Origin of the sequence: Kribbella sp. NPDC059898 (genome assembly GCF_042730855.1) — a bacterium.
Classification (GTDB): Bacteria; Actinomycetota; Actinomycetes; order Propionibacteriales; family Kribbellaceae; genus Kribbella.
On the sequence record NZ_JBHWKR010000001.1, the window covers coordinates 681,272 to 703,037 of the forward strand.

The window sequence follows — 21,766 nt, forward strand, 5'->3', positions numbered from 1 at the left end:
CATGGCAACGGCGTCGTTCGAGGGGTTCGGCCTGCGGATGGTGGTCGCCTCGGACAAGTTCAAGGGAACGCTGACGAGCGCCGAGGTCGCGGAAGCGGTCGGCGTCGGGGTACGACGAGTCTGCCCCGACGCCACCGTGACCTCGGTCCCCGTAGCCGACGGCGGCGACGGCACCCTGTCAGCCGCCGTCGCCGCCGGCTACACCCTGCACCCGGTCACCGCCTCCGGCCCGACAGGCGAACCCGTGCGTTCCGGCTACGCCCGCCTGGGCAACACCGCGGTAGTAGAACTGGCCGACGTCTCGGGCCTGGTCCACCTGCCCGGCGGCACACCGGCACCCCTCACCGCCACGTCGTACGGCACCGGCGAACTGATCGCCGCCGCCGTGGACGCCGGCTGCAACCGCATCATCCTCGGCATCGGCGGCAGCGCCTCAACGGACGGCGGCCGAGGCCTGATCGATGCGCTCGCCGGGCGCCTTTGCGGAAACAATTCGGCGCTATGCGACGAAAATGTTCCGAAGAGTGGTGGTGGCCTCGACCTGGCGGCGCTTCGGCGGCGGTTGCATGGGGTTGAGGTTGTGGTTGCCTGTGATGTGGACAATCCGTTGACCGGGCCCCGGGGAGCGGCGGCTGTCTACGGGCCGCAGAAGGGTGCTACTCCGGCGCAGGTTGTCGAGTTGGATCGGCGGCTCGGGGAGTGGGCGGATCTGGTGGCTCGGGAGACCGGCGCGGACCTGCGCGACACCCCGGGTGCGGGCGCCGCCGGTGGGGTCGGGTTCGCGGCGATCGCGCTGCTCGGGGCCGAGTTGAGGGCCGGGATCGACCTCGTGCTGGAGATGGTGCGGTTCAGCGAGAAGCTCGCCGGTGCGGACCTGGTGGTCACCGGCGAAGGTGCGCTCGACGAACAAACCCTCCACGGCAAGGCGGTCGCCGGTGTAGCGGCAGCCGTCCGTGCCCTCCGTCGACCGACGGCCACACCCGACACTCAGGTAGTAGCGGTCTGTGGCGTGAACAAGCTCGCCCCGGAGCAGCTCAAGGAGATCGGCGTTTCGGCGGCGTATGCGCTCACCGACGTCGAGCCCGACGTACGGCGCTGCATCGCCGAACCCCGTCCGCTCCTCGAAGAGCTCGGCGAACGGATCGCGGTGGAGCACCTTACGATGACACGAAGAGAGAAAGGCATCGCATGAACGCTCTGGATCTCGTGATCAGATCCCGTCGAGTGGTGCGTGGCGGCGGCGAGCAGGCGGCCGCGATCGGCGTCCGGGACGGGCGGATCGTTGCGATCTCGCCGTACGACGCCGAGCTCGACGCGGCGACCGATGTCCGGCTGGCCGACGACGAGGTACTGCTGCCAGGGCTGGTCGACTCCCACGTGCACGTGAACGACCCCGGCCGCACCGACTGGGAGGGCTTCACCTCCGCGACCAAGGCCGCCGCGGCGGGCGGTGTCACCACGATCGTCGACATGCCGCTGAACAGCATCCCGCCGACCTGCGACGTCCCCGCGCTGACGCTCAAGCGGAAGACCGCCGAGACCCAGGCGTATGTCGACGTCGGCTTCTGGGGTGGTGCGATCCCGGGCAACGTCCCCGATCTCCGCCCGCTCCACGACGCCGGCGTCTTCGGGTACAAATGCTTCCTCCTGCACTCCGGCGTCGACGAGTTCCCACCGCTCGACCCGGCCCAGCTCGGCGAGGCGATGCGCGAGATCGCGAGCTTCGACGGCCTGCTGATCGTGCACGCCGAGGACGCGCACCGGATCGACGAGGCGACCCAGCCCGACGGCGCGAGCTACGAGGCCTTCCTCAATTCCCGCCCTCGTACGGCGGAGAACGAGGCGGTGCAGCACGTCATCGACCTCGCCCGCGAGACCGGCTGCCGCGTCCACATCCTGCACGTCTCCAGCGCCGAGGTCCTCCCGCTGCTCGCGAAGGCCCGCGCGGACGGCGTACGGATCAGCGCCGAGACCTGCCCGCACTACCTCAGCTTCGACGCGGAGGACATCCCGGACGGCGCCACGCAGTACAAGTGCTGCCCGCCGATCCGCGAGGCCGCAAACCGCGAGCTGCTCTGGGACGGCCTCCGCGACGGCACCATTGACCAGATTGTGTCCGACCACTCGCCGTCCACGATCGACCTCAAGCACCTGGACACCGGCGACTTCGGCACCGCCTGGGGCGGAATCGCGTCCCTCCAGCTCGGCCTGTCCGCGATCTGGACCGAGGCCCGCGACCGCGGGTTCACCCTCGCGGACGTGATCCGCTGGATGGCCGAGGCGCCCGCCGCCCAGACGGGCCTGCGGACGAAGGGCCGGATCGAGGTCGGGTACGACGCCGACCTGTGCGTGCTCGCCCCCGACGAGACGTTCACCGTCGACGCGCACCAGCTCCAGCACAAGAACGCCATCACGCCGTACGACGGCCGCACGCTGACCGGTGTCGTCCGCGGCACCTGGCTGCACGGCGTACCCGTCGACCTCGCCGCCGACCCGCGCGGCCGCCTGCTGACCCGAGGAGAACGATGACCTTCTATGCCCCGAAGGGCGGGCTGCCCCCGCAGACCCAGCTGACCACCGACCGCGCGGTCTTCACCGAGGCGTACGCCGTGCTGCCGCGCGGCACGATGACGGACATCGTCACCAGCCGGCTGCCGTTCTGGGACGACACCCGGCTGTGGGTGATCGCGCGGCCGCTGTCCGGGTTCGCGGAGACGTTCTCGCAGTACATCGTCGAGGTCGCACCGGGCGGTGGCAGCGACAAGCCGGAGACCGACCCGGCCGCCGAGGCCGTGCTGTTTGTTGCCTCAGGCAACATTGTGCTGACGGTCGCGGGCGAGAAGCACACGCTCATCGAGGGCGGGTACGCGTACCTGCCGCCCGGCGCGGACTGGACCGTGCGGAACACCAGCGACGCTCCGACGACCTTTCACCTGGTGCGGAAGGCGTACGAGCGGGTCGAGGGGATCGACGTACCGCCCGCGCTGGTCACCAACGAGGCGGACGTCGAGGGGCGGGAGATGCCGGACACAGACGGTGCGTGGCAGACGCAGCGGTTCGTGGACCCGGACGACGTACGTCATGACATGCACGTGAACATCGTGACGTTCGAGCCCGGCGGGGTGATCCCGTTCCCGGAGACGCATGTGATGGAGCACGGCCTGTACGTCCTGGAGGGCAAGGCCATCTACCTGCTGAACAAGGATTGGGTCGAGGTCCAGGAAGGCGACTTCATGTGGCTCCGCGCCTTCTGCCCGCAGGCCTGCTACGCCGGCGGCCCCGGCCGCTTCCGCTACCTCCTCTACAAAGACGTCAACCGCCACCCCAAGCTCACACTGTGAGGTCCTTCCAGAAGTAGATCCGGCTGCCGAGCCGGCGCCGCGTACCTTCACCAGCACGGCCAACGGACGGCGGTTGTGTATGCCGGCGGCCTCGAAGTTGAACGTGTCCAGGCCGTCGGAGACCGCGGCCTCGTCGGCCTCGGTCGGTACGTCGGTCAGCAGCAGGTCGGGCGTCACATCCCGGAACGCTAGCGGGCGCCACCGACAGTTTCAGCTGACTACGCGGACCGGGCGGCTGGGCGGGTCGAGGGGGTCGGTGAGCAGGCGCGCGTGGCGTTCGACGTCGTACCGGGTGCCGTCGAAGGCGAGGCGTTGGCGTTCGACGCCCTCGGAGAGGAAGCCGGCGCCGGCGGCGACCGCGCAGGAGGCCGGGTTGTCGAGTTGGTGGCCCAGCTCGAGGCGGTACAGGCCGGCCTCGTGGTGGGCCCAGTCCGCGAGCGCGCGGAGGGCGTCCTGCGCCACGCCGTGGCCGCGGGCGTCGGCGAGCGTCCAGTACCAGGTCCAGCCGACCCGGTGCCGGTCGATGTTCGTCACCCCCACGCACCCGATCGGGTGGTCGTCCGCGTCCGCCACGGCGTACACGTGCCCGTTGTCGAGGTCCGCGACCCGGCCGATCCAGTCGACCGCGGACGCCCGGTCCACGATCCCGCCCTGGTTCACCATCGCCGGATCATCGTGCGCCGCCGCCAGCCGCAACGCATCCCCAGTCCGCCACCGCCGGAGCCCGAGCTCCCCGAGCGCGTATCCCATCCATCGAAAATACCCCCGCCCCCGAGCCACCATCCCGCCGCACGGCGCGTTCACCACCAGTTCACCGAGACCCGCCGAGCATCAGGCCCAACGGGACCGCTACGGACGACGGGGTGGCGGTCGTTGCGATCACCAGCGCGACCAGGTAGCCGACGCTGGTGAAGACCAGGCAGCGGCCACGGGTGTGTGCGGTCAGGCGGAGGAGGACGACGCCGGCCGGCCACACGACATACGCGGCGAGGAGAACGGTGTGCGGCACTGGTAGAGGATAGGGCGCATGGGATATCTGGATTTCAGGGATCAGGTTGTGGTGGTGACCGGGGCCAGCAGCGGGATCGGGGCCGCGGCGGCGGTCGGGTTCGCGGAGGCCGGGGCGACGGTCGCGCTGCATTACCACCGCAACGAGGAGGGGGCGAAGCACACCGTCGGGGCGGTGCAGACGGCGGGCGGTACGGCGTCGTTGCACCAGGCGGACCTCGCCGACCCGAAGGCGGCGGACGCGTTCGTGGACGAGGTGCTCGCGCGGCACGGGCGGATCGACGTACTCGTGAACAACGCCGGCGACCTGGTCCACCGGTCCCCGATCGCCGACGTACCGGACGAGGAGTTCCACCGGATCCTGGACGTCAACCTGACCTCGGTGTTCGCGCTCAGCCGGCGGATCGTGCCGGTGTTCAAGGGCCAGGGCAGCGGGTCGATCATCAACGTCACGTCGATCGCCGGGCGGACCGGCGGCGCGGGTGGCTCGGTGGTGTACGCCACGTCGAAGGGTGCGGTGAGTACGTTCACCCGCGGGCTGGCGAAGGAGCTGGCGCCGGACGGGATCCGGGTGAACGCGATCGCGCCGGGCGTGATCAAGACGCCGTTCCACGACCGGCACACCGGTGACGCGCAGCTGCAGGCGATGCTCGCGACGATCCCGATGGGGCGCACCGGTACGCCGCACGAATGCGTCGGCACAATCCTGTTCCTCGCCTCCGAGCGAATGTCGTCGTACGTCACTGGCCAGATAGTCGAGATCAACGGCGGGCAACTAACGCCGTAGCTCAAAGGCTCTTGTCAGTAAGGGCTGATGGTTTCGTCGGGCCGGTGGGGCCTGCAGTCGCGCAGGCCCCACCGGCGAGCGTGGTCGAGGTCAGCGGGACAGGGTGCGGTAGCGGTGGGCGGAGAGGGGGAGGAAGATTGCGGTCAGCAGCAGGGGGGCGATGACTGCGGCTGTGCCTGCGTGTTCTCCGATCCACGTTGCTGTGCTGGACGGGTCCGGATTGCCGAACAGTTCGCGGGCTGCGGTTGCCGTTGCGGACAGTGGGTTCCATTGGGCGATCGTGCCGAGCCAGTCCGGCATCGTCGATGTGGCGACGAACGTGCTGGAGAGGAACCCGATCGGCCACACCAGCACCTGGACCACCGTCACGCTCTGGGCGTTCTTCACGGAGAGGCCGATGAAGATCCCCACCCACAACAACGCGAACCGGAGCAGCAGCAACAGACCGAACGCCGCCAGCGCCGACGGCAGACCCTCATGCCACCGCCACCCCAGCACGAGCCCCGTCGCCACCAGCACCGCCAGCGTCACCACCGAGTCGAGCAGGTCCGCGATGCACCGCCCCAGCACCACCGCCGCCGAGCTCATCGGCAGCGACCGGAACCGGTCCGTCACCCCCTTCGACACATCCGTGGCAACCGCGGTCATCGTGCCTTCCAGCCCGAACAGCATCGCCAACGCGAAGATCCCCGGCACCAGCAGCTCGTAGTACGACGCGTCCGACGCCATCGCCCCGCCGAGCAACCCGCCGAACAGCAGCAGCATCAGCACCGGGAAGAACCACGTGAACACCACCAGTCCCGGCTGCATCCGCCAGTGCAGGAAGGTCCGTCGCGCGATCGTCCAGCTGTCGGCCAGCACCCACCTCACGCCGCCACCTCCGCCCCGGTCAGGTGCAGGAAGACCTCGTCCAGCGTCGGCCGCCGCAACGTGATGTCCTCCGGTTCGATCTTTGCCTCGTGCAACGAGTTCGCCATCACCACCAGCGCCTTCGTCCGATCCTTGACCGGAATGCTGATCCGTACGTCGGTCACCCGCACCTCCCCGTCCGCCAGCGGCGCCGCCAGCTCCACGACCCGCGGTACCTCGGCCGGATCCGCGAGTACCAGCTCCAGCCGGTCCGACCCGAGCCGCGTCTTCAGCTCGTCCGGCGTCCCCTCCGCGACCACCTGTCCCGCCTTCAGCATCGAGATCCGGTTCGCCAGCTGATCCGCCTCCTCCAGGTACTGCGTCGTCAGCAACACCGTCGTACCGCCGTCGACCAGTTGCCGTACGGCGTTCCACACCTCGATCCGCCCGGCCGGGTCGAGGCCGGTCGTCGGCTCGTCCACGAACAGCACCCGCGGCGCCACGATCAGGCTCGCCGCGAGGTCGAGCCGGCGCCGCATGCCGCCGGAGTACTTGCTGACCGCCTGCCCGGCCGCCTCGACCAGACCGAACCGCTCCAGCAGCTCGTCCGCCCGGCCCTTCGCGTTCTTCAGATGGTTGAGCCGCCCGAACATCACCAGGTTCTGCCGCCCGGTGAGTACCTCGTCCACGGCGGCGTACTGGCCGACCAGCCCGATCCGCCGCCGTACCTCCGCCCCTTGCCGGCGTACGTCGTACCCGGCGATCGTCGCCGTACCGGAATCCAGGTCGAGCAGCGTGGACAGGATCCGCACCGCTGTCGTCTTGCCGGCGCCGTTCGGGCCGAGCAGCCCGGTCACGGTGCCGGCCGTGACCTCCAGGTCGAAGCCGTTCAGCCCCGCACCCGCTGTGCCGCCGCGGTAGTTCTTCCGTACGCCGGCGGCCTCGATCACTCGCTCCGTCGTCACTTCCCACCTCTCGGGTCGATGAACCGTAGACTGTACCGTACATTGTACGGCTCAGGTACGATTCCTCCAACGACGAGCGGTGGAGGAAGGTTCCGAGTGGCGGGAAGAAAGGCGGCGGCGCCCGATCCGGCGCGCAGTCTGGCGCTGCTCTGGGGCAGCCACACCAAGCCCGGCCGGTCCGGCCTGACGGTCCGCGCGATCGTGGACACGGCGATCGAGCTGGCGGACGTGTCCGGGCTGGACGCGCTCTCGATGCGGATGGTCGCCGACCGGCTGAAGGTCGGCACGATGTCGCTCTACACGCACGTCCCCGGCAAGGGCGAGCTGACCGACCTGATGTTCGATCAGGCGTACGGCGACCTGTACGCCGACGACGACGAACCCACCCGGCAACCCGGCGGCTGGCGCGGCGCCCTGGAATTCATCGCCCGCCGAAACTGGGACGTCCTCACCGCCCACCCCTGGATCCACGACGTCCCGACCGTGCGGACGGCGCTGGGCCCGAACATCACCCGCAAGTACGAGATCGAACTCCGCCCACTGGACGGCCTCGGCCTGACGGACGTCGAGATGGACTCCGCCCTGGCCCTCGTCCTCACCCACGTCCAAGGCACCGCCCGAGCCGGCGCCGAACAACTCCGCACCCAACGCGACTCCGGCCTGTCGGACGAGGAGTGGTGGCGCCAGATCTCCCCCACCCTCACCACAGTCATGACCGGCACCAACTTCCCCCTAGCCGGCCGCGTAGGCACCGCAGTAGGCGAACACTTCCAGTCCGCCCTGGACCCCGCCCACGCCCTGACCTTCGGTCTAACCACCATCCTCGACGGCCTCGCGAAGCTTGTCGCGGCGCGCGCGAAGGACCAGCAGGATCACGCCGGTTAGCATCGCCACGGACCCGGCGATCGACCAGCCCCAGACCCCCGCGTGATTCGGCCCGATGCCCGCCTCCCGCGACCACACGTCCCGCCCCAGCGACGCGCGACCCACCCACTTCCACACGAGGGCGATCGTCTCGTGTGGATCAGCTGTTGAGTAGGTCCTCGAATGGGGTCGGGTTGGCGAACGGGTCTGTGGTGGTGGGTGTCTCGTGGTGGAGGGCAGCGACGAGTTCGCCGGCCGCTTGGGTGATGCGGGGGCGGAGGGTGGCGGCGTTCGGGCCCCAGTCGGTGGAGGCGGCGTACACGGCGGTGGGGACGGGGAGGGCCTTCAGGTAGGCGAACAACGGCCGCAGGGCGAACTCCAGGACCAGTGAGTGGCGCTCGGTGCCGCCGGTTGCGGCGAGGAGGACGGGCTTGCCGGCCAGGGCCTTGTCGTCGAGTACGTCGAAGAACATCTTGAACAGACCGGAGTACGACGCACTGAAGGTCGGGCTGACCACGATCAGCGCGTCGGCCGCGGCGACCGTGTCCAGGACCTCCCGCAGCTTCGCGGGCGGGAACCCGGTCAGCAGGTTGTCGGTCAGTTCGTGGGCGTGGTCGCGTACCTCGATCAGCTCCACCCGGGAGCCGATGCCGCGCCCGGACAGCTCGTCGCGAACCGCCCCCGCCAACTGGTCGGCCAGCAGCCGGGACGACGACGGCGTCGTCAACCCGGCCGTCACCACGGCAATGACCTTGTCGTTCATCGGGTCGGCTCCTCGGCCGGCGTCGTCACCGGCGGCTCCTCGATCGTCTCCAGGTCGCGGGCCCGCTCGGCGGCGGCCTTCAGCGAGGCGTGCGTCGGCGCGTCCGGTACGTGCGCCGGCTTCAGTGCCGCGAACTCCTTCCGCAGCACCGGAACGACCTCCTCGCCAAGGATGTCCAACTGCTCCAGCACGGTCTTCAACGGCAACCCGGCGTGGTCGATCAGGAACAGCTGCCGCTGGTAGTCCCCGAAGTGCTCCCGGAACGACAGCGTCCGCTCGATCACCTGCTGCGGGCTCCCGACCGTCAGCGGCGTCTCCCGGCTGAAGTCCTCCAGCGTCGGCCCGTGCCCGTACACCGGCGCGTTGTCGAAGTACGGCCGGAACTCGCGGACCGCGTCCTGCGAGTTCTTCCGCAGGAAGATCTGCCCGCCCAGCCCGACGATCGCCTGGTCCGCGGCGCCGTGCCCGTAGTGCTCGAAGCGCTGCCGGTACAGCTGGATCATCCGCGTGGTGTGCGAGATCGGCCAGAAGATGTTGTTGTGGAAGAACCCGTCCCCGTAGTACGCCGCCTGCTCGGCGATCTCCGGCGACCGGATCGACCCGTGCCAGACGAACGGCGGTACGTCGTCCAGCGGCCGCGGCGTCGCGGTGAACCCCTGCAACGGCGTACGGAACTTGCCCTCCCAGTCGACGACCTCTTCGCGCCAGAGCCGGCGCAGCAGCGCGTAGTTCTCGATCGCGAGCGCGATCCCGTTCCGGATGTCCTGCCCGAACCACGGGTAGACCGGCCCGGTGTTGCCACGCCCCATCATCAGGTCGACCCGGCCGTCGGCCAGGTGCTGCAGCATCGCGTAGTCCTCGGCGATCTTCACCGGGTCGTTGGTGGTGATCAGCGTCGTCGAGGTGGACAGCACGATCTTCGACGTCTGCGCGGCGACGTACGCCAGTTGCGTGGTCGGCGAGGACGGCACGAACGGCGGGTTGTGGTGCTCACCCTGCGCGAACACGTCCAGCCCGACCTCTTCGGCCTTGAGCGCGATCCGCACCATCGCCTTGATCCGCTCGCCCTCGGACACAGTGGTCCCCGTGGTCGGGTCCTCGGTCACGTCCCCGACGCTGAAAACGCCGAACTGCATCGGTCCTCCTCCAAGATGATTAACTATTAAACTACCAGAACGCAGGGCGGCCGCAACTCATTCCGGACACACCGAAGGCCCGCGATCAGCAGATCACGGGCCCTCGGAAGGCACAGCTCAGACCGTATGCGGCCGCAACAGCTCGTCGTCCCCGGTCAGCGCAGCGGCAATCCGCCGATGCTTCCCAGCCTCATCCGCCCGGGACTGCCGCTCCAGGGTGCGAGCCATCATCAGATGGGCGTAGTACTCGGTGGGCTCCCGTTCGATGACCGCCAGCAGCTGCTCCTCGGCAGGCTTGAGAAGCGCGGCGTGGTAATAAGCCCGCGCCAGCAACAACCGGGTCCCGACATCCTCAGGAGTCTCCTCCACCACCGGCTGCAGCGCACGGATCGCGCCGCGATAATCACGCTCCTCGAAGTACTGCTGCCCAAGGCCGTAGCTCAATGCGCGCATATCTTCCATGCGCTCCTCAACACGCGAGGTACGGCGAATATGCCCAGGTCAGGCGGCGTTCAGTACGGCGACCTGGTCCGCCGTGAGGTGGAGGTTGACGGCGGCGTAGGAGTCGCGGATGGTCTCTGGGCGGCTGGAGCCGGGGATGGGGATGACGTGGGGGGACTTGGCGAGCATCCAGGCGAGGGTTAGGCGTTGGGGGGAGACGCCGAGTTCGGCGGCGAGGGTGTGGAAGGCGGGGTGCTGGGTGCCGAGGTCGCCGGCGCGGGTGATGCCGCCGAGGGGGGACCAGGGGAGGAAGGCGATGCCGAGCTCGTCGCACAGGTCGAGTTCGGGTTCGCTGGAGCGGAAGGCGGGGGAGAACTGGTTCTGCACCGACACCAGCCGGCCGCCGAGGATCTCCTGGGCCTGCTTGATCTGGGCGGGGTTCGCGTTCGAGATGCCGGCCATCCGGATCTTGCCGGCGTCCAGCAGGTCGCGGATCGCGCCGATCGAGTCCGCGTACGGGACGCGGGGGTCCGGGCGGTGGAACTGGTACAGCCCGATCGCCTCCACGCCGAGCCGCTTCAGCGACGCCTCAGCCGCGGCGGCCAGGTACTGCGGGGAGCCGTCCTGCGTCCAGCTGCCGTCGCCGGGGCGCAGGTGGCCGCCCTTGGTGGCGACCAGGACGTTCGAGGTGTCGCCGCCGTACGACGCCAGTGCCTGGGCGATCAGGGTCTCGTTGTGGCCGTCGTCGGTCGCGGTCAGGTGGTACGCGTCGGCGGTGTCGATCAGCGTGATCCCGGCGTCCAGCGCGGCGTGGATGGTCGCGATCGACCGGGCCTCGTCGGGCCGGCCCTCGATCGACATCGGCATCCCGCCGAGCCCGATCGCGGACACCTCGACGTCACCGATCCGGCGGGTCTTGTTCGTGTCAGCTGCCATACGTCCAACCTCCCGCGCGCCCGGCGACAATTCCAACAGGAATATCCGCACACAGTGAGCAGCGGGAGTGCTTAATCATCCCGGTACGTCGAGCCGCTGGGTGCCGACGACCGACAGCAGCCGGAGCGCCTCCTCCGACGGCGAGCCGGGCGTCGCGGTGTAGATGATCACCTGCTGGTCGCGGTCCGGGATCGCGAGCGCGTCGCAGTTCACCGTCACCAGGCCGACGAGCGGATGCTGGAACGACTTGCACAGCGTCGGCTCGCCCGCGATCTCGTGCGCCTCCCACAGCGCGGTGAACTCCTCGCTCGCGGACAGGTCGGCGAGCAACGAACGCAGCTCCGGGTCGTCCGGGTATCGCGCCGCGGTCACCCGCAGGTGGTTCACCGAGCTCCGGGCGAAGCGCGCGCCGTCGACCACGGAGTACACGTGCCGGTCGCCGTCGAGGAACGCGCGCCGCAGCAGGTTCCGTTCGGCGCGGGAGCGGACCGAGAAGTCCTCCATCAGCGCGGCCGCGAGGTGGTTCCAGGCGATCACCTCGTAGTACGCCGAGAGTACGATCGCGGCCGCGTTCGGCAGCCGGTCGAGCAGGTCGAGGATGCTCTGCCGTACGTCGCGCGGCGGCCCGACCGGGCGTACCGGCGGCACGCCCGCGAGGTCGTGCAGATGGTTGCGCTCGGCATCGTTGAGCCGCAGCGCGCGGGACAGCCCGGCCAGGACTTCCGCGGACGGATGCGGTGCGCGCGCCTGCTCCAGCCGGGTGTAGTACTCCGTGGAGATGTACGCGAGCTGCGCCACCTCCTCCCGGCGAAGTCCCGGCGTACGGCGTCGGCGCCCGGCCGGCAGGCCGACGTCCGCCGGGGCGACCCGCTCTCGCCGGTTGCGCAGGAACACTGCAAGCTCCGCCTTGTCCACGTCGTCCAGTCTGCCCCTTCGCGCGGCGTTAACCAGGTACAACCGATGCCTGGTTAACGCTGCGCGGGCGGCGAAAGCTCGAAGACATGAACAAACTTCTCGACAACAAGGTCATCTTCATCACCGGCGCCGGACGTGGGATCGGTGCCGCGGCCGCCCGGCTGTTCGCCGCCGAGGGCGCGCAGGTGATGCTCGCCGCCCGCACCGAATCCGAGATCGCCGCGGTGTCCAAGGAACTCGACGCGCGGTACGTCGTCTGCGACCTGGCCGACCCGGACGCGATCCGCGCCGCCGTCGACCGGACCGTGGCGGAGTACGGCCGCCTGGACGGCGCCTTCAACAACGGCGCCGGCGGCCAGCAACCCGGCCCAATGGACGGGCTCAGCCCGGCCGAGTTCGACCAGGTGTACGCCGTGAACCTCCGCGGCGTCTGGTCCGCGATGGTCGCCGAGGTTACCGCGATCCGCGCCACCAGCGGCCACGGCAGCATCGTCAACACGTCGAGCGTCGGCAGCTTCGCGGGCAACCCGGCGCTCCCGGCGTACGGCGCCCTGAAACGGGCCGTGAACAGCCTGACCGAGTCCGCCGCGATCACGTACGGCCCGGAGAACATCCGGGTGAACGCGATCGCCCCCGGCACCACGCTGACCGAGATGCTCCAGGACTGGGACCGCGCCCAGCCCGGCGTGATCGACACGCTGATCGCGCAGGCCCCGATCGGCCGCGGCGCAGCCCCCGCGGAGGTCGCCGAGGCCGCCGCCTGGCTGCTCAGCGACCGCGCCTCGTACGTCACCGGCGCCGTACTCCGGGTGGACGGCGGTCTGGGGGTGTAAGGGCGAGACGGCAGGATAGGCACCATGCAGATCGACGAGCGGATTCGCCGGGCGCGGCCGGACGACGTACCGGCGCTGGTGGGGCTGGTGTACGCGCTGGCGGAGTACGAGCGAGCCCCCGAGGAGTGCCACCTGACCGAGGAGCAGCTGCACACCGCGCTCTTCGGCGACAACCCCGCCACCTTCTGCCACGTCGCGGAACACGAGGGTCAGGTCGTCGGTTGCGCGATCTGGTTCCTCAACTTCTCCACCTGGCGTGGCGTCCACGGCATCTACCTCGAGGACCTCTTCGTCCGCCCCGAAATCCGCGGCACCGGCCTCGGCAAGGCGCTCCTCACGGCCCTCGCCCAGGAATGCGTCCGCAACAACTACGAACGCCTCGAATGGTCCGTCCTCAACTGGAACGCCCCCGCCATCGACTTCTACAAGTCCCTCGGCGCCAAACCCCAGGACGAATGGACCGTCTACCGCCTCACCGACGAACCCCTCACCAAGCTGGGCTCGTAAGAACCGCAGTAGATGTCAAAAGCTGCAAAGGGGCAGTGGGCACGCCGGAGATCCGACAAGATGGGGTCTCTATGGACGGTGAGTTGCGCGAGACCGAGGTGGACGGTGTGCCCGTCTACTGGGTGCCCGGTGAGCGGCGGATGCGGGGGAGTCTGTGGTTCCGGGCGGGGGTGGCGGACGAGGCGATGCCGCGGCGTGGGTGGTTGCATCTGCTCGAGCATCTGGCGTTGCACGGGCGGGACTCGATCCGGGCGCCGGTCAACGGATCGGTCAGCATGCTGCACACCACGTTCGACGTCGAGGGTGAGCCCAACGCCGTCGCGGAGTTCCTGCGGCGGCTGTGTACCTGGCTGAGCGAGCCGGACTTCGCCGACCTCGAACACGAGCGCCGCGTCCTCCGCGCGGAGAGCGCGACCCGGCGTCCCGGTCAGGTCGACCTGCACGTGCTCTGGCGGTACGGCGCCCAGGGCCCGGGGGTCGCCGCGTACGACGAGTACGGGCTGCACACCGCGGACCCGGATCGCCTGCGCGCGCTCGCGGCGCAGGCCTTCGCGCGCGGGAACGCCGTACTGGCGTTGACCGGTCCGCCGCCGGCCGGGTTGCGGCTGCCGTTGAACGACGGAACGCGATGGTTGGCGCGACCCGCGGTTCCGTGCGAGCAGCCGTTGCCGGCCGGGTTCGCCGGTGTGTCCGGTGGCGTCGCCATGTCCGGCGCGCTGCCCCGCTCGATGGCGGGCCCGTCGCTCGCGCGTGCCCTGCGGCGTGCCCTGGAGACCGGGTTCCGGCACGGTACGGGCGTCGGGTACTCGGCGTGGGCGTCGTACGAACCGGTCGACCCCGGCACCGCGATGCTCACCGCGGGGATGGACATCCTCCCCGAGGCCCGCCCCACGGTGGTCGGCGAGACGATGGCCGTACTGCGGGGTCTCCGCGACCGCGGCCCCGACCCGACCGACCTCCGCGACGAGCTCGACGAGGAGGTACGGCGGCTGAAGGCGGAACCGGCCGAGACGTGGATGCCGTACCTCGCGGCCCGCGAGGTGCTGCTCGGCCGGAAGGTCCGGACCCGCGACGACCTGATCGCCGAGGCCTCCGCCACCACGGTCGAGGACGTCCGGCAGGCGGCGCTGACGATGTGGAGCAACCTGCTGCTGTCGGTCGACCCGGAGGCCGCCGGCGACCCGCAGCTGACCTGGCTCGACGGCCCGAAACCGGCGGTGGGCGTGCAGACCGGGCAGCAGTTCAAGCCGATCGGCTGGCCGGTGAGGAAGGGCCGGCTGACGGTTTGCCACAACAACGCCCGGATCGAGACCCCGGCCGGCGAGGTGTCGGCGGATTTCGACCAGCTGGCGATCGTGATCGCGTACCCGGACGGCGGCCGGCAGCTGATCCGCCGGGACGGCTACCAGGTGCCGATCGAGCCGGCGCAGTGGAAGAACGGCCGGCAGGCGACGCTGGCCGTCGACGCGGGGACCTCGCCCGCGGTGCGGGTCGCGATGCCGGCCCGCGAACCCGACACGATCCCGCACAGCACGGTGACCTGGCGCATGAAGGCGGCGTACTGGCTCAAGCGCCCCGAGCTGTGGATCCTCGCGGGACTCGTCGCCGTGGTGGTCGTCGCGCTCGCGACGTCGACGGAGATCGGCGATATCCTGCCCCGCGCGATCGGTGTCGGCATCGCCGGCGGCCTCGTGATCTTCTTCCAGCGTCGTAAGGACACTCGATGAAACTTGTCCGCCGCAAAGCCGCCCCGCCGCCGCCCGCCGACCCGTGCCTCGGCGATCCCACGGCCCGCCGGTTGTACGACGCGTTGGCGAACCGCGAGTGGCCCGAAGCGCGGGCGGTGCTGGACGCGGCGCAGCATCCGGACGACCGTACGTTCTACCTCGAGGTGTGCGGCGCGGTGCCCGGCGTACAGCACTGGATCGGGCGGCTCGCGGACGAGGACCCGCTGGCGCAGCTCGTCCGCGGCGCGCACGCGGTGCAGTGGGCGTGGGACGCGCGCGGCGGGTACCAGGCGCAGTACACGGCCCAGCAAAGCTTCGAGGTGTTCTTCGAGCGCCTGCGGCTGGCGGAGTCCTGCCTGTACGACGTGGTCGGCAAGCACCCGGACGAGGTCTCCGCCTGGGCGTTCCTGGTCCGGACCGCGCGCGGTCTGCAGCTGCCGCTGGCCGACGGCCAATTCCGGTACCGCGAGGCGGTGCAGCGCTTCCCGCAGCACTGGAAGGCGAACTTCGAGCTGCTGCAGACGCTGTGCGCGAAGTGGTTCGGCAGCCACGAGCAGATGCACGGCTTCGCCCGCGACGTCGCGACCCGGGCACCGGCCGGCAGCATGTTGCACGCGCTGGTTCCGCTCGCGCACCTGGAGACGGCGATCGAGGCGCCGGCGCAGATCGCGGCGTACATGACGCGGGCCGACGTCCGAGCCGACCTACGGACCGCGGCGAACCACTCGATCTGGCATCCGGCGGTCGAGCTGCGCCCGGGCGCGCCCAACGTCCTGAACGTGTTCGCGATGGCCTTCACCCTCAGCGAGGACCCGGCGGCGGCCGCGCCGGTCTTCCAACAGATCGGAGGTAGGCCCACACCGGTCCCGTGGGCCTACCTCCCCGGCGACTTCGCCGCGAACTTCCAGGCTGCCCGCGACCGCGTGCTCAGCTGAGGCCGTAGGCCCTGCTACGAGCGGCTCTTCTTCGCGACGTACATCGCCTGGTCGGCCTCGTGCAGGAGCGCGTCGAGGTCGCTGGTGGTGGGCGTGATCGGGACCGTGCCGACGCTGGTGGTGACCTTGATGTCGATGTCCGGCAGCGGCCGGCTGACCGCGTCCTCGAGGCGGGTGATCAGCGTGTCGAGGTCGTCCCCGGTGATGTCCTCGGCGAGTACGGCGAACTCGTCGCCGCCGAGCCGCGCCACGGTGTCGCCGTGGCGGACCGCCGTACTGAGCCGGGTGGCGATCTCGCGCAGCGCGTGGTCGCCGGCCTCGTGCCCGTAGCTGTCGTTGACCAGCTTGAAGTGGTTGAGGTCGCAGAACAGCAGCGCGCCCGGCCGGCCGGTGAACCGGGTTTGCTCCAGGACCTTCGCGAACCGCTGCTGCAGGAGCCGCCGGTTCGGCAGGCCGGTCAGCGGGTCGTGCGCGGCGTGGTGCCGGAGCTGGCGCTCGGCGTCCTTGCGGGCCGTCACGTCGTCGATCTGTACCAGCAGGATCCGCGCCTGTCCGGCGCCCTGCGCGACGAGCGACGCCGTACCGCCGAGCCAGATCGCGTTCCCGCTCGGCTGCGTGAACACCCGCTCGAACCGGTACGTGCCGTTGCTGGCGGCAACTTCCTCCAGCTCGGTCCGGGTCTGCTCCGGCTCGTCGTCGCGCAGGAAGCTGACCAGCCGCATCCCGACCAGCTGGTCCGCGGTGTAGCCGGTGATCCGGCAGAACGCGTCGTTCACCCGCAGGATCCGGCCCAGGTCCGGCCCGTCGAACGCGATCGTGGCCATCCCGTTCCCGGCGCCCTCGAAGACCAGCCGGAACGTCGCCTCGCTGGCCTCCAGCCGGGTCTTCTCGGCCAGCAGCTGATCGGTCAGCCGGGCCTTGTCGATCGCCAGGCCGGCCTGGGTCGCGAAGATCTCCAGCAGCTCCCGGTGGATCGGCCCCGGCCGCCGATGGTCCTCCGGCAGGTCGACCGACAGCATCCCGACCAGCTCGCCGCCGGGCGAATACAGCGGCGCGAAGAGCGCGTCCAGCGGGTGCCACGCGTCCGGGTCGTCGGAGACCGGTACGTCGGGCACCCACCCGACGATTTCACCTTCGCCCAAGCGCTCGTGCGGTACGAACCGGAGCCCGCCCCAGGTGTCCGCGATGGCGAAATCGGCGTCGAAGACGTCGGACGCGCTCACCCGGCCGAGCAGCGCCTCCTGTGCCTCCGGCGACCCGGCGACCGCGATCACCTCGAACTTCCCGTCCGGGTGCCGCAGGTTCAGTACGGCGATCCCGAAGCCCAGCCCGTTCACCACGCCGTCAACGACCGCCTGCAGCGTTTCGGCAAGGCTGCGCCCAGCGCCCATCCGCGTGCTCACCTCGTACAAGCGACGGACGGCAGACAGCCGGACCGCGGGCTCGTTCTGCACCTGTTGAGAATAGGCCGATTTCACCCGTGGTGAGCAGCCGTATCCACAGCTGACCCGGTTAAGCGTTTGTTGTCACAGGTGTCAGTACCGCAGTTCGGTCAGCCCCCGGTAGCTCCGCTCAGCTGATTGCCAGGCGTCGGTGGGCTTGTCGTGCTCGACCAGATACTGCTGTACGCCGCCGGACTCGGCGTGCGCGAACATCGCGCCGAAGTCCAGCTTGCCGGCGCCGACGTCCTCCCAGGAGCCGTCCTCGGCCATGTCCTTCACGTGCAGCGCGGGGAACCGGCCCGGGTGCTCCTGGAACAGCTTCGCCGGGTCGTGGCCGCCGTCCACCGCCCAGTAGAGGTCCAGCTCGAACCCGAGCAGCTCCGGGTCGACGTCCAGCAGGATGTCGTACAGCACCCGCCCGTCCACCTCGTCGAAGTCGTGCCCGTGGTTGTGGAACAGCAGCTTCAGCCCCGCGTCCCGCGCCGCCTTCCCGGCCTCCACGAACGCGGCCGCCGCGGTCTTGAACCCCTCGACCGAGTGCAGCTCCGACGGAATCGACGGTACGACGGCCCACTGCCCGCCGAGCGTCCGTACGTCGGCCAAGGCCCCCGCCCAGTCGTCGCTCATCCGCGCGTACCCGACATGCTCGAGCACGATCGCCAGCCCCGCGTCGTCCGCGAACCCCCGAATCTCCTCCGCGCTGTGCTCGAACCGCCCACTCACCCCCACGGTCCGATACCCGATCCCGGCGAGCCGCTTCAGCGTCCCCGGATAGTCCTGGGCCAGCACGTCTCGCATCGTGTACAGGTGCATCCCGATACCGTCGGCGGGGATGGTCCGGTCAGTCATACAGGTACTCTCCTTTTAGAGGACGTGTTCCTGGTACCTCGCGTACGCCAGGTCGAACACCTCTTGACCCGGCGAGTCCCACAGTTGCTGGTTGAAGATCTCGACCTCGATCGGGCCGTCGTACCCGGCGGCGTCGCAGGCCTCGCGGAGGCGGCGGAGCTCGATCGTGCCGTCGCCCATCATGCCCCGGCCGAGCAAGGTGTCGGCGGGCAGCGGTACCACCCAGTCGCTGACCTGGTACGACACGATCCGCTTGCCGGCCCGTTCGATCTGCCGGTACACGTCCGCGTCCCACCACAGGTGGTAGGCGTCCACGACGACGCCGACCTGGTCGACCGGGAACTGCTCGGCCAGGTCGAGCGCGCCGCCGAGCGACGACACCACGCAGCGGTCCGAGCAGAACATCGGGTGCAGCGCCTCGACCGCGAGCGTGACCCCGCGTTCGGCGGCGTACGGCGCCAGTTCGGCGAGCCCGTCGCGGACCATACCGCGGGCGCCGTCGAGGTCTCGCGAACCGGGCGGGAGGCCGCCGCTGACCAGGACGAGGACCGACGTACCGATGGTCGCGGCCTCGTCGATCGCGCGCCGGTTGTCCTCGATCTTCGCTTGCCGTTCGGCGGCGTCGGTCGAGGTGAAGAAGCCGCTGCGGCACAGCGAGGAGACCTTCAGCCCGGCGTCGGCGACCAGCTTGGCGGTCTTCTCCACGCCGTACTCCTGGATCGGCTCGCGCCACAGGCCGATCCACTCCAGCCCGGCCTTCGCGCTCGCGCCGACGACGTCCTCGAGCGGCCAGTACTTCGTGGTCGCCTGGTTGAGGCTGTACCGGTTCACGCGTCGACCCCGCTGACCCGGAGGAGCTGACGGAACCGGTCGACGGCGAGCTCCGGGTTCGTCAGTACGCCGGCCTGGTCCGCCAGCCGGAACGTGTCCGCCAGATGCGGCAACGACCGCCCGGTCTGCAGCCCGCCGACCATCGTGAACCCGGGCTGGAACCCGTTCAGCCAGGCGAGGAACGCGATCCCGGTCTTGTAGTAGTACGTCGGCGCCGAAAAGATCTGCCGAGCCAACGGAACCGTGGGCGCGAACACCCGCTCGTAGGTCTCCACATCACCAGAGTCCAGTGCACTCAGAGCGGCCGCTGCCGCCGGGGCGATCGCCGCGAAGATCCCGAGCAGTGCGTCACTGTGCCGCTCGCCGTCGCCGCGGATCAGCTCCGGATAGTTGAAGTCGTCGCCCGTGTACAGCCGTACGCCGTCGGGCAGGCTGTTGCGCAGAGCAACTTCCTTCGAGGCGTCGAGCAGCGAGATCTTGATCCCGTCGACCTTGTCCGCGTTGTCGTTGATCAGGTCGACGACGAATGCACACGCCGAGTCGAACGATCCGCTGCCCCAGTACCCTTCCAGGGCGGGGTCGAACATGGGGCCGAGCCAGTGCAGGATGACTGGCCTGGTGGACTGCGTCAGGAGGCGGTCGTACACCTTGCGGTAGTCGTCGGGTGACTCGGCCGCCGCGCACAGCGCGCGGCTGGCCATCATGATCGGCTGCGCGCCGGCAGCCTCCGCGACCGCGAACTGCTCTTCGTAGGCGCCGATCACGGCGTCCACCGAATGGTTGCCGGCGGCAAGCTGGTCGGTGCCGGCGCCGACCGCGATCCGCCCGTCCGGCGCTTCCGCCGCCGAGCGCCTGATCAGCTCCTGGGTGGCCGTCCAGTCCAGCCCCATCCCGCGCTGCGCGGTGTCCATCGCCTCCGCGACCGACAACCCCAGCGACCACAGGTGCCGCCGGAACTCCAGCGTGTGCTCCCAGTCCACCACCGCCGGCGCCCCCGGCGAGTTGTCCCCCACCGGATCCCCCACCACATGAGCCGCCGCAAACGCCACCCGCGACCGCGCGGGCGCGTAGTTGCCAACAGCAACCGGCCGACCAACCAGCCGATACACCTCCAGCCCACCCCCACGCACCCCGCCACCCGCGCCGTACACCCCTGCACCGTGCGAGCCCTGCGCGCCACCCGCGCCCGCACCGTGCACGCCCGCACCGGCGCCACCCGAGCCCGCACCACCCGCGCCCGCGCCACCCGCGTCACCCGCGCCCGCGCCGCCTGCGCCGCCTGCGCCCGCGCCGTGCGCGTCCGTACCACCCGCGCCTGCGCCGTGCGCGTCCGCACCGTCCGTCGAGCCGCCGGAGGCGGCGAGGCTTGTTGGGAGGCGGAGCTCGAGTGTCATCAGTTCGCCTTCAGGGCGAGGGTGGGGACCTCGAGCTTGCGGCCCTCGTGCCAGGACTTGAGGCCGAGTTCGGCCAGCTGGACGCCCTTGGCGGCCTCGACGAAGTCCCAGGTGAAGGGGGCGTCGTCGACGACGTGCCGGAGGAACATCTCCCACTGGACCTTGAACCCGTTGTCGAACTGCTCGTTGTCCGGCACCGTCGCCCACTGGTCGCGGAACTTCTCGGTGGCCGGGATGTCCGGGTTCCAGACCGGCTTCGGTGTCGCCGAGCGGTGCTGCACGCGGCAGTTCCGCAGCCCGGCGACCGCCGACCCCTCGGTCCCGTCCACGTGGAACTCGACCAGCTCGTCCCGGAACACCCGGGTCGCCCACGACGAGTTCAGCTGCGCGACGATCCCGCCCTCCAGTTCGAACACGCCGTACGCCGCGTCGTCCGCGGTCGCGGCGTACTCGTTGCCGCTCTCGTCGACCCGGGCCGGGATGTGCGTCGCGCCCTGGCAGTACACCGATTGGACCGCGCCGAACGTCTGGTCGAGCACGTACCGCCAGTGGCAGAACATGTCCAGGATGATGCCGCCGCCCTCTTCGGACTTGTAGTTCCAGGACGGCCGCTGCGCCTCCTGCCAGTCACCCTCGAAGACCCAGTAGCCGAACTCGCCCCGCACCGACAGGATCCGGCCGAAGAACCCGCCGTCGACCAGCCGCTTCAGCTTCCGCAGGCCGGGCAGCGACAGCTTGTCCATCACCACGCCGTTCTTCAGCCCGGACCCGACGACCAGCTTCGCCAGGTCGACCGCGGCGTCCAGGCTCTCGGCGATCGGCTTCTCGCAGTAGATCGCCTTGCCGGCCTCGACCGCGGCGCGGACGCCCTTCTCGCGGAGCTGGGTGAGCTGGGAGTCGAAGTAGATCTCGACGTCCGGCGCGGCCAGCGCCTCGGCGAGGTCGGTGGTCCAGCGCTCCAGCCCGTACTGCTCGGCGATCGTGCGCAGCTTCGACTCGTTCCGGCCGACCAGGATCGGCTCGGGGATGATCATCGTGCCGTCGGCGGCGGGGATGCCGCCCTGCTCGCGGATCGCCACGATGGAACGCTCGAGGTGCTGGCGCAGGCCCATCCGGCCGGTGACGCCGTTCATCACGATGCCGATGCGTCGCTCGTTCACAGTCTTGCCTCTCACGTCCCGGCCCCTTCCGCGCTTGGAAAGGGCTTTCCAAGATTCTGACCGCAACCATAGGTGGGCGTAAA

At 70.0% G+C, this 21,766-nt stretch carries 23 protein-coding genes; 9 read left to right on the forward strand and 14 right to left on the reverse strand.

All coding sequences use genetic code 11. The features are described 5' to 3' along the window. Position 1 precedes the first annotated feature (1 nt). The 3 genes from ACFV9C_RS03440 to ACFV9C_RS03450 are packed head-to-tail and all read left to right on the forward strand — an operon-like array spanning position 2 to position 3,341. Positions 2-1,192 (forward strand): glycerate kinase, encoded by a 1,191-nt coding sequence (locus tag ACFV9C_RS03440; protein WP_380190463.1) that lies wholly within the window; start codon positions 2-4, stop codon positions 1,190-1,192. Further along, positions 1,189-2,529, forward strand: coding sequence for an allantoinase AllB (gene allB / locus ACFV9C_RS03445; RefSeq protein WP_380190464.1), 1,341 nt, complete (start codon positions 1,189-1,191; stop codon positions 2,527-2,529). The genes ACFV9C_RS03440 and allB overlap by 4 nt, the downstream gene beginning before the upstream one ends. Then, complete coding sequence (locus ACFV9C_RS03450; protein WP_380190465.1) at positions 2,526-3,341, forward strand: bifunctional allantoicase/(S)-ureidoglycine aminohydrolase; 816 nt, start codon at positions 2,526-2,528, stop codon at positions 3,339-3,341. Before allB ends, ACFV9C_RS03450 begins: the two co-directional genes overlap by 4 nt. Before the next feature lie 210 nt (positions 3,342-3,551). Here ACFV9C_RS03450 and ACFV9C_RS03455 read toward each other — a convergent pair whose 3' ends face one another. Together ACFV9C_RS03455 and ACFV9C_RS03460 are read right to left on the reverse strand one after the other, a co-directional pair. Continuing rightward, on the reverse strand, positions 3,552-4,091 hold the full coding sequence (locus tag ACFV9C_RS03455) for a GNAT family N-acetyltransferase (RefSeq protein WP_380190466.1): 540 nt from the start codon (positions 4,089-4,091) through the stop codon (positions 3,552-3,554). A 61-nt stretch (positions 4,092-4,152) separates the two neighbouring features. Continuing rightward, complete coding sequence (locus tag ACFV9C_RS03460; RefSeq protein ID WP_380190467.1) at positions 4,153-4,350, reverse strand: hypothetical protein; 198 nt, start codon at positions 4,348-4,350, stop codon at positions 4,153-4,155. Between the two features lie 18 nt (positions 4,351-4,368). Between ACFV9C_RS03460 and ACFV9C_RS03465 the strand changes: the two genes are divergently transcribed. Beyond that, entirely contained in the window at positions 4,369-5,136 is a 768-nt protein-coding gene (locus tag ACFV9C_RS03465; protein WP_380190468.1) for an SDR family NAD(P)-dependent oxidoreductase, read from the forward strand. A 90-nt stretch (positions 5,137-5,226) separates the two neighbouring features. Here ACFV9C_RS03465 and ACFV9C_RS03470 read toward each other — a convergent pair whose 3' ends face one another. Both ACFV9C_RS03470 and ACFV9C_RS03475 read right to left on the reverse strand, forming a co-directional pair. Next, positions 5,227-6,006 (reverse strand): ABC transporter permease, encoded by a 780-nt coding sequence (locus tag ACFV9C_RS03470; RefSeq protein ID WP_380190469.1) that lies wholly within the window; start codon positions 6,004-6,006, stop codon positions 5,227-5,229. Next, on the reverse strand, positions 6,003-6,950 hold the full coding sequence (locus tag ACFV9C_RS03475; RefSeq protein ID WP_380190470.1) for an ATP-binding cassette domain-containing protein: 948 nt from the start codon (positions 6,948-6,950) through the stop codon (positions 6,003-6,005). Before ACFV9C_RS03475 ends, ACFV9C_RS03470 begins: the two co-directional genes overlap by 4 nt. Positions 6,951-7,046: 96 nt before the next feature. On the opposite strand from ACFV9C_RS03475, the gene ACFV9C_RS03480 reads away from it, so the two are divergent. Beyond that, entirely contained in the window at positions 7,047-7,835 is a 789-nt protein-coding gene (locus ACFV9C_RS03480; RefSeq protein ID WP_380190471.1) for a TetR/AcrR family transcriptional regulator, read from the forward strand. A gap of 139 nt (positions 7,836-7,974) precedes the next feature. Here ACFV9C_RS03480 and ACFV9C_RS03485 read toward each other — a convergent pair whose 3' ends face one another. The 5 genes from ACFV9C_RS03485 to ACFV9C_RS03505 all read right to left on the reverse strand — a co-directional run bounded on the left by ACFV9C_RS03485 (position 7,975) and on the right by ACFV9C_RS03505 (position 12,005). Continuing rightward, a complete protein-coding gene (locus tag ACFV9C_RS03485) occupies positions 7,975-8,577 on the reverse strand; it encodes an FMN reductase (RefSeq protein WP_380190472.1) in 603 nt (200 codons plus the stop codon). Next, positions 8,574-9,713: an LLM class flavin-dependent oxidoreductase gene (locus tag ACFV9C_RS03490; RefSeq protein WP_380190473.1), complete on the reverse strand. Its 1,140-nt coding sequence runs from the start codon at positions 9,711-9,713 to the stop codon at positions 8,574-8,576. The genes ACFV9C_RS03485 and ACFV9C_RS03490 overlap by 4 nt, the downstream gene beginning before the upstream one ends. Before the next feature lie 117 nt (positions 9,714-9,830). Beyond that, positions 9,831-10,175, reverse strand: coding sequence for a tetratricopeptide repeat protein (locus ACFV9C_RS03495; protein ID WP_380190474.1), 345 nt, complete (start codon positions 10,173-10,175; stop codon positions 9,831-9,833). Positions 10,176-10,214: 39 nt separating this feature from the next. Further along, complete coding sequence (locus tag ACFV9C_RS03500; protein ID WP_380190475.1) at positions 10,215-11,090, reverse strand: aldo/keto reductase; 876 nt, start codon at positions 11,088-11,090, stop codon at positions 10,215-10,217. Between the two features lie 75 nt (positions 11,091-11,165). Then, entirely contained in the window at positions 11,166-12,005 is an 840-nt protein-coding gene (locus ACFV9C_RS03505) for a helix-turn-helix transcriptional regulator (protein WP_380190476.1), read from the reverse strand. Positions 12,006-12,091: 86 nt separating this feature from the next. Between ACFV9C_RS03505 and ACFV9C_RS03510 the strand changes: the two genes are divergently transcribed. From ACFV9C_RS03510 to ACFV9C_RS03525, 4 genes are all read left to right on the forward strand, one after another. Beyond that, positions 12,092-12,838, forward strand: coding sequence for an SDR family NAD(P)-dependent oxidoreductase (locus ACFV9C_RS03510; RefSeq protein ID WP_380190477.1), 747 nt, complete (start codon positions 12,092-12,094; stop codon positions 12,836-12,838). A gap of 24 nt (positions 12,839-12,862) precedes the next feature. Further along, positions 12,863-13,345, forward strand: coding sequence for a GNAT family N-acetyltransferase (locus tag ACFV9C_RS03515; RefSeq protein WP_380190478.1), 483 nt, complete (start codon positions 12,863-12,865; stop codon positions 13,343-13,345). Between the two features lie 71 nt (positions 13,346-13,416). After that, the gene (locus ACFV9C_RS03520; RefSeq protein ID WP_380190479.1) at positions 13,417-15,072 is read left to right on the forward strand and encodes a hypothetical protein; all 1,656 of its coding nucleotides are present in this window, start codon (positions 13,417-13,419) and stop codon (positions 15,070-15,072) included. Further along, positions 15,069-16,007, forward strand: coding sequence for a hypothetical protein (locus ACFV9C_RS03525; protein ID WP_380190480.1), 939 nt, complete (start codon positions 15,069-15,071; stop codon positions 16,005-16,007). The genes ACFV9C_RS03520 and ACFV9C_RS03525 overlap by 4 nt, the downstream gene beginning before the upstream one ends. Before the next feature lie 14 nt (positions 16,008-16,021). Here ACFV9C_RS03525 and ACFV9C_RS03530 read toward each other — a convergent pair whose 3' ends face one another. The 5 genes from ACFV9C_RS03530 to ACFV9C_RS03550 form a co-directional block, all read right to left on the reverse strand. Next, positions 16,022-17,461 (reverse strand): diguanylate cyclase domain-containing protein, encoded by a 1,440-nt coding sequence (locus ACFV9C_RS03530; RefSeq protein ID WP_380190481.1) that lies wholly within the window; start codon positions 17,459-17,461, stop codon positions 16,022-16,024. A gap of 81 nt (positions 17,462-17,542) precedes the next feature. Then, positions 17,543-18,298: a sugar phosphate isomerase/epimerase family protein gene (locus ACFV9C_RS03535; protein ID WP_380190482.1), complete on the reverse strand. Its 756-nt coding sequence runs from the start codon at positions 18,296-18,298 to the stop codon at positions 17,543-17,545. A 15-nt stretch (positions 18,299-18,313) separates the two neighbouring features. Beyond that, the gene (locus ACFV9C_RS03540; RefSeq protein ID WP_380190483.1) at positions 18,314-19,129 is read right to left on the reverse strand and encodes a sugar phosphate isomerase/epimerase family protein; all 816 of its coding nucleotides are present in this window, start codon (positions 19,127-19,129) and stop codon (positions 18,314-18,316) included. Continuing rightward, entirely contained in the window at positions 19,126-20,523 is a 1,398-nt protein-coding gene (locus ACFV9C_RS03545; protein ID WP_380190484.1) for a dihydrodipicolinate synthase family protein, read from the reverse strand. The genes ACFV9C_RS03540 and ACFV9C_RS03545 overlap by 4 nt, the downstream gene beginning before the upstream one ends. Next, positions 20,523-21,698 carry a Gfo/Idh/MocA family protein gene (locus tag ACFV9C_RS03550; RefSeq protein ID WP_380190485.1) on the reverse strand — a complete coding sequence of 392 codons (1,176 nt, stop codon included), beginning with the start codon at positions 21,696-21,698 and terminating at the stop codon, positions 20,523-20,525. The genes ACFV9C_RS03545 and ACFV9C_RS03550 overlap by 1 nt, the downstream gene beginning before the upstream one ends. Positions 21,699-21,766 lie beyond the last annotated feature (68 nt).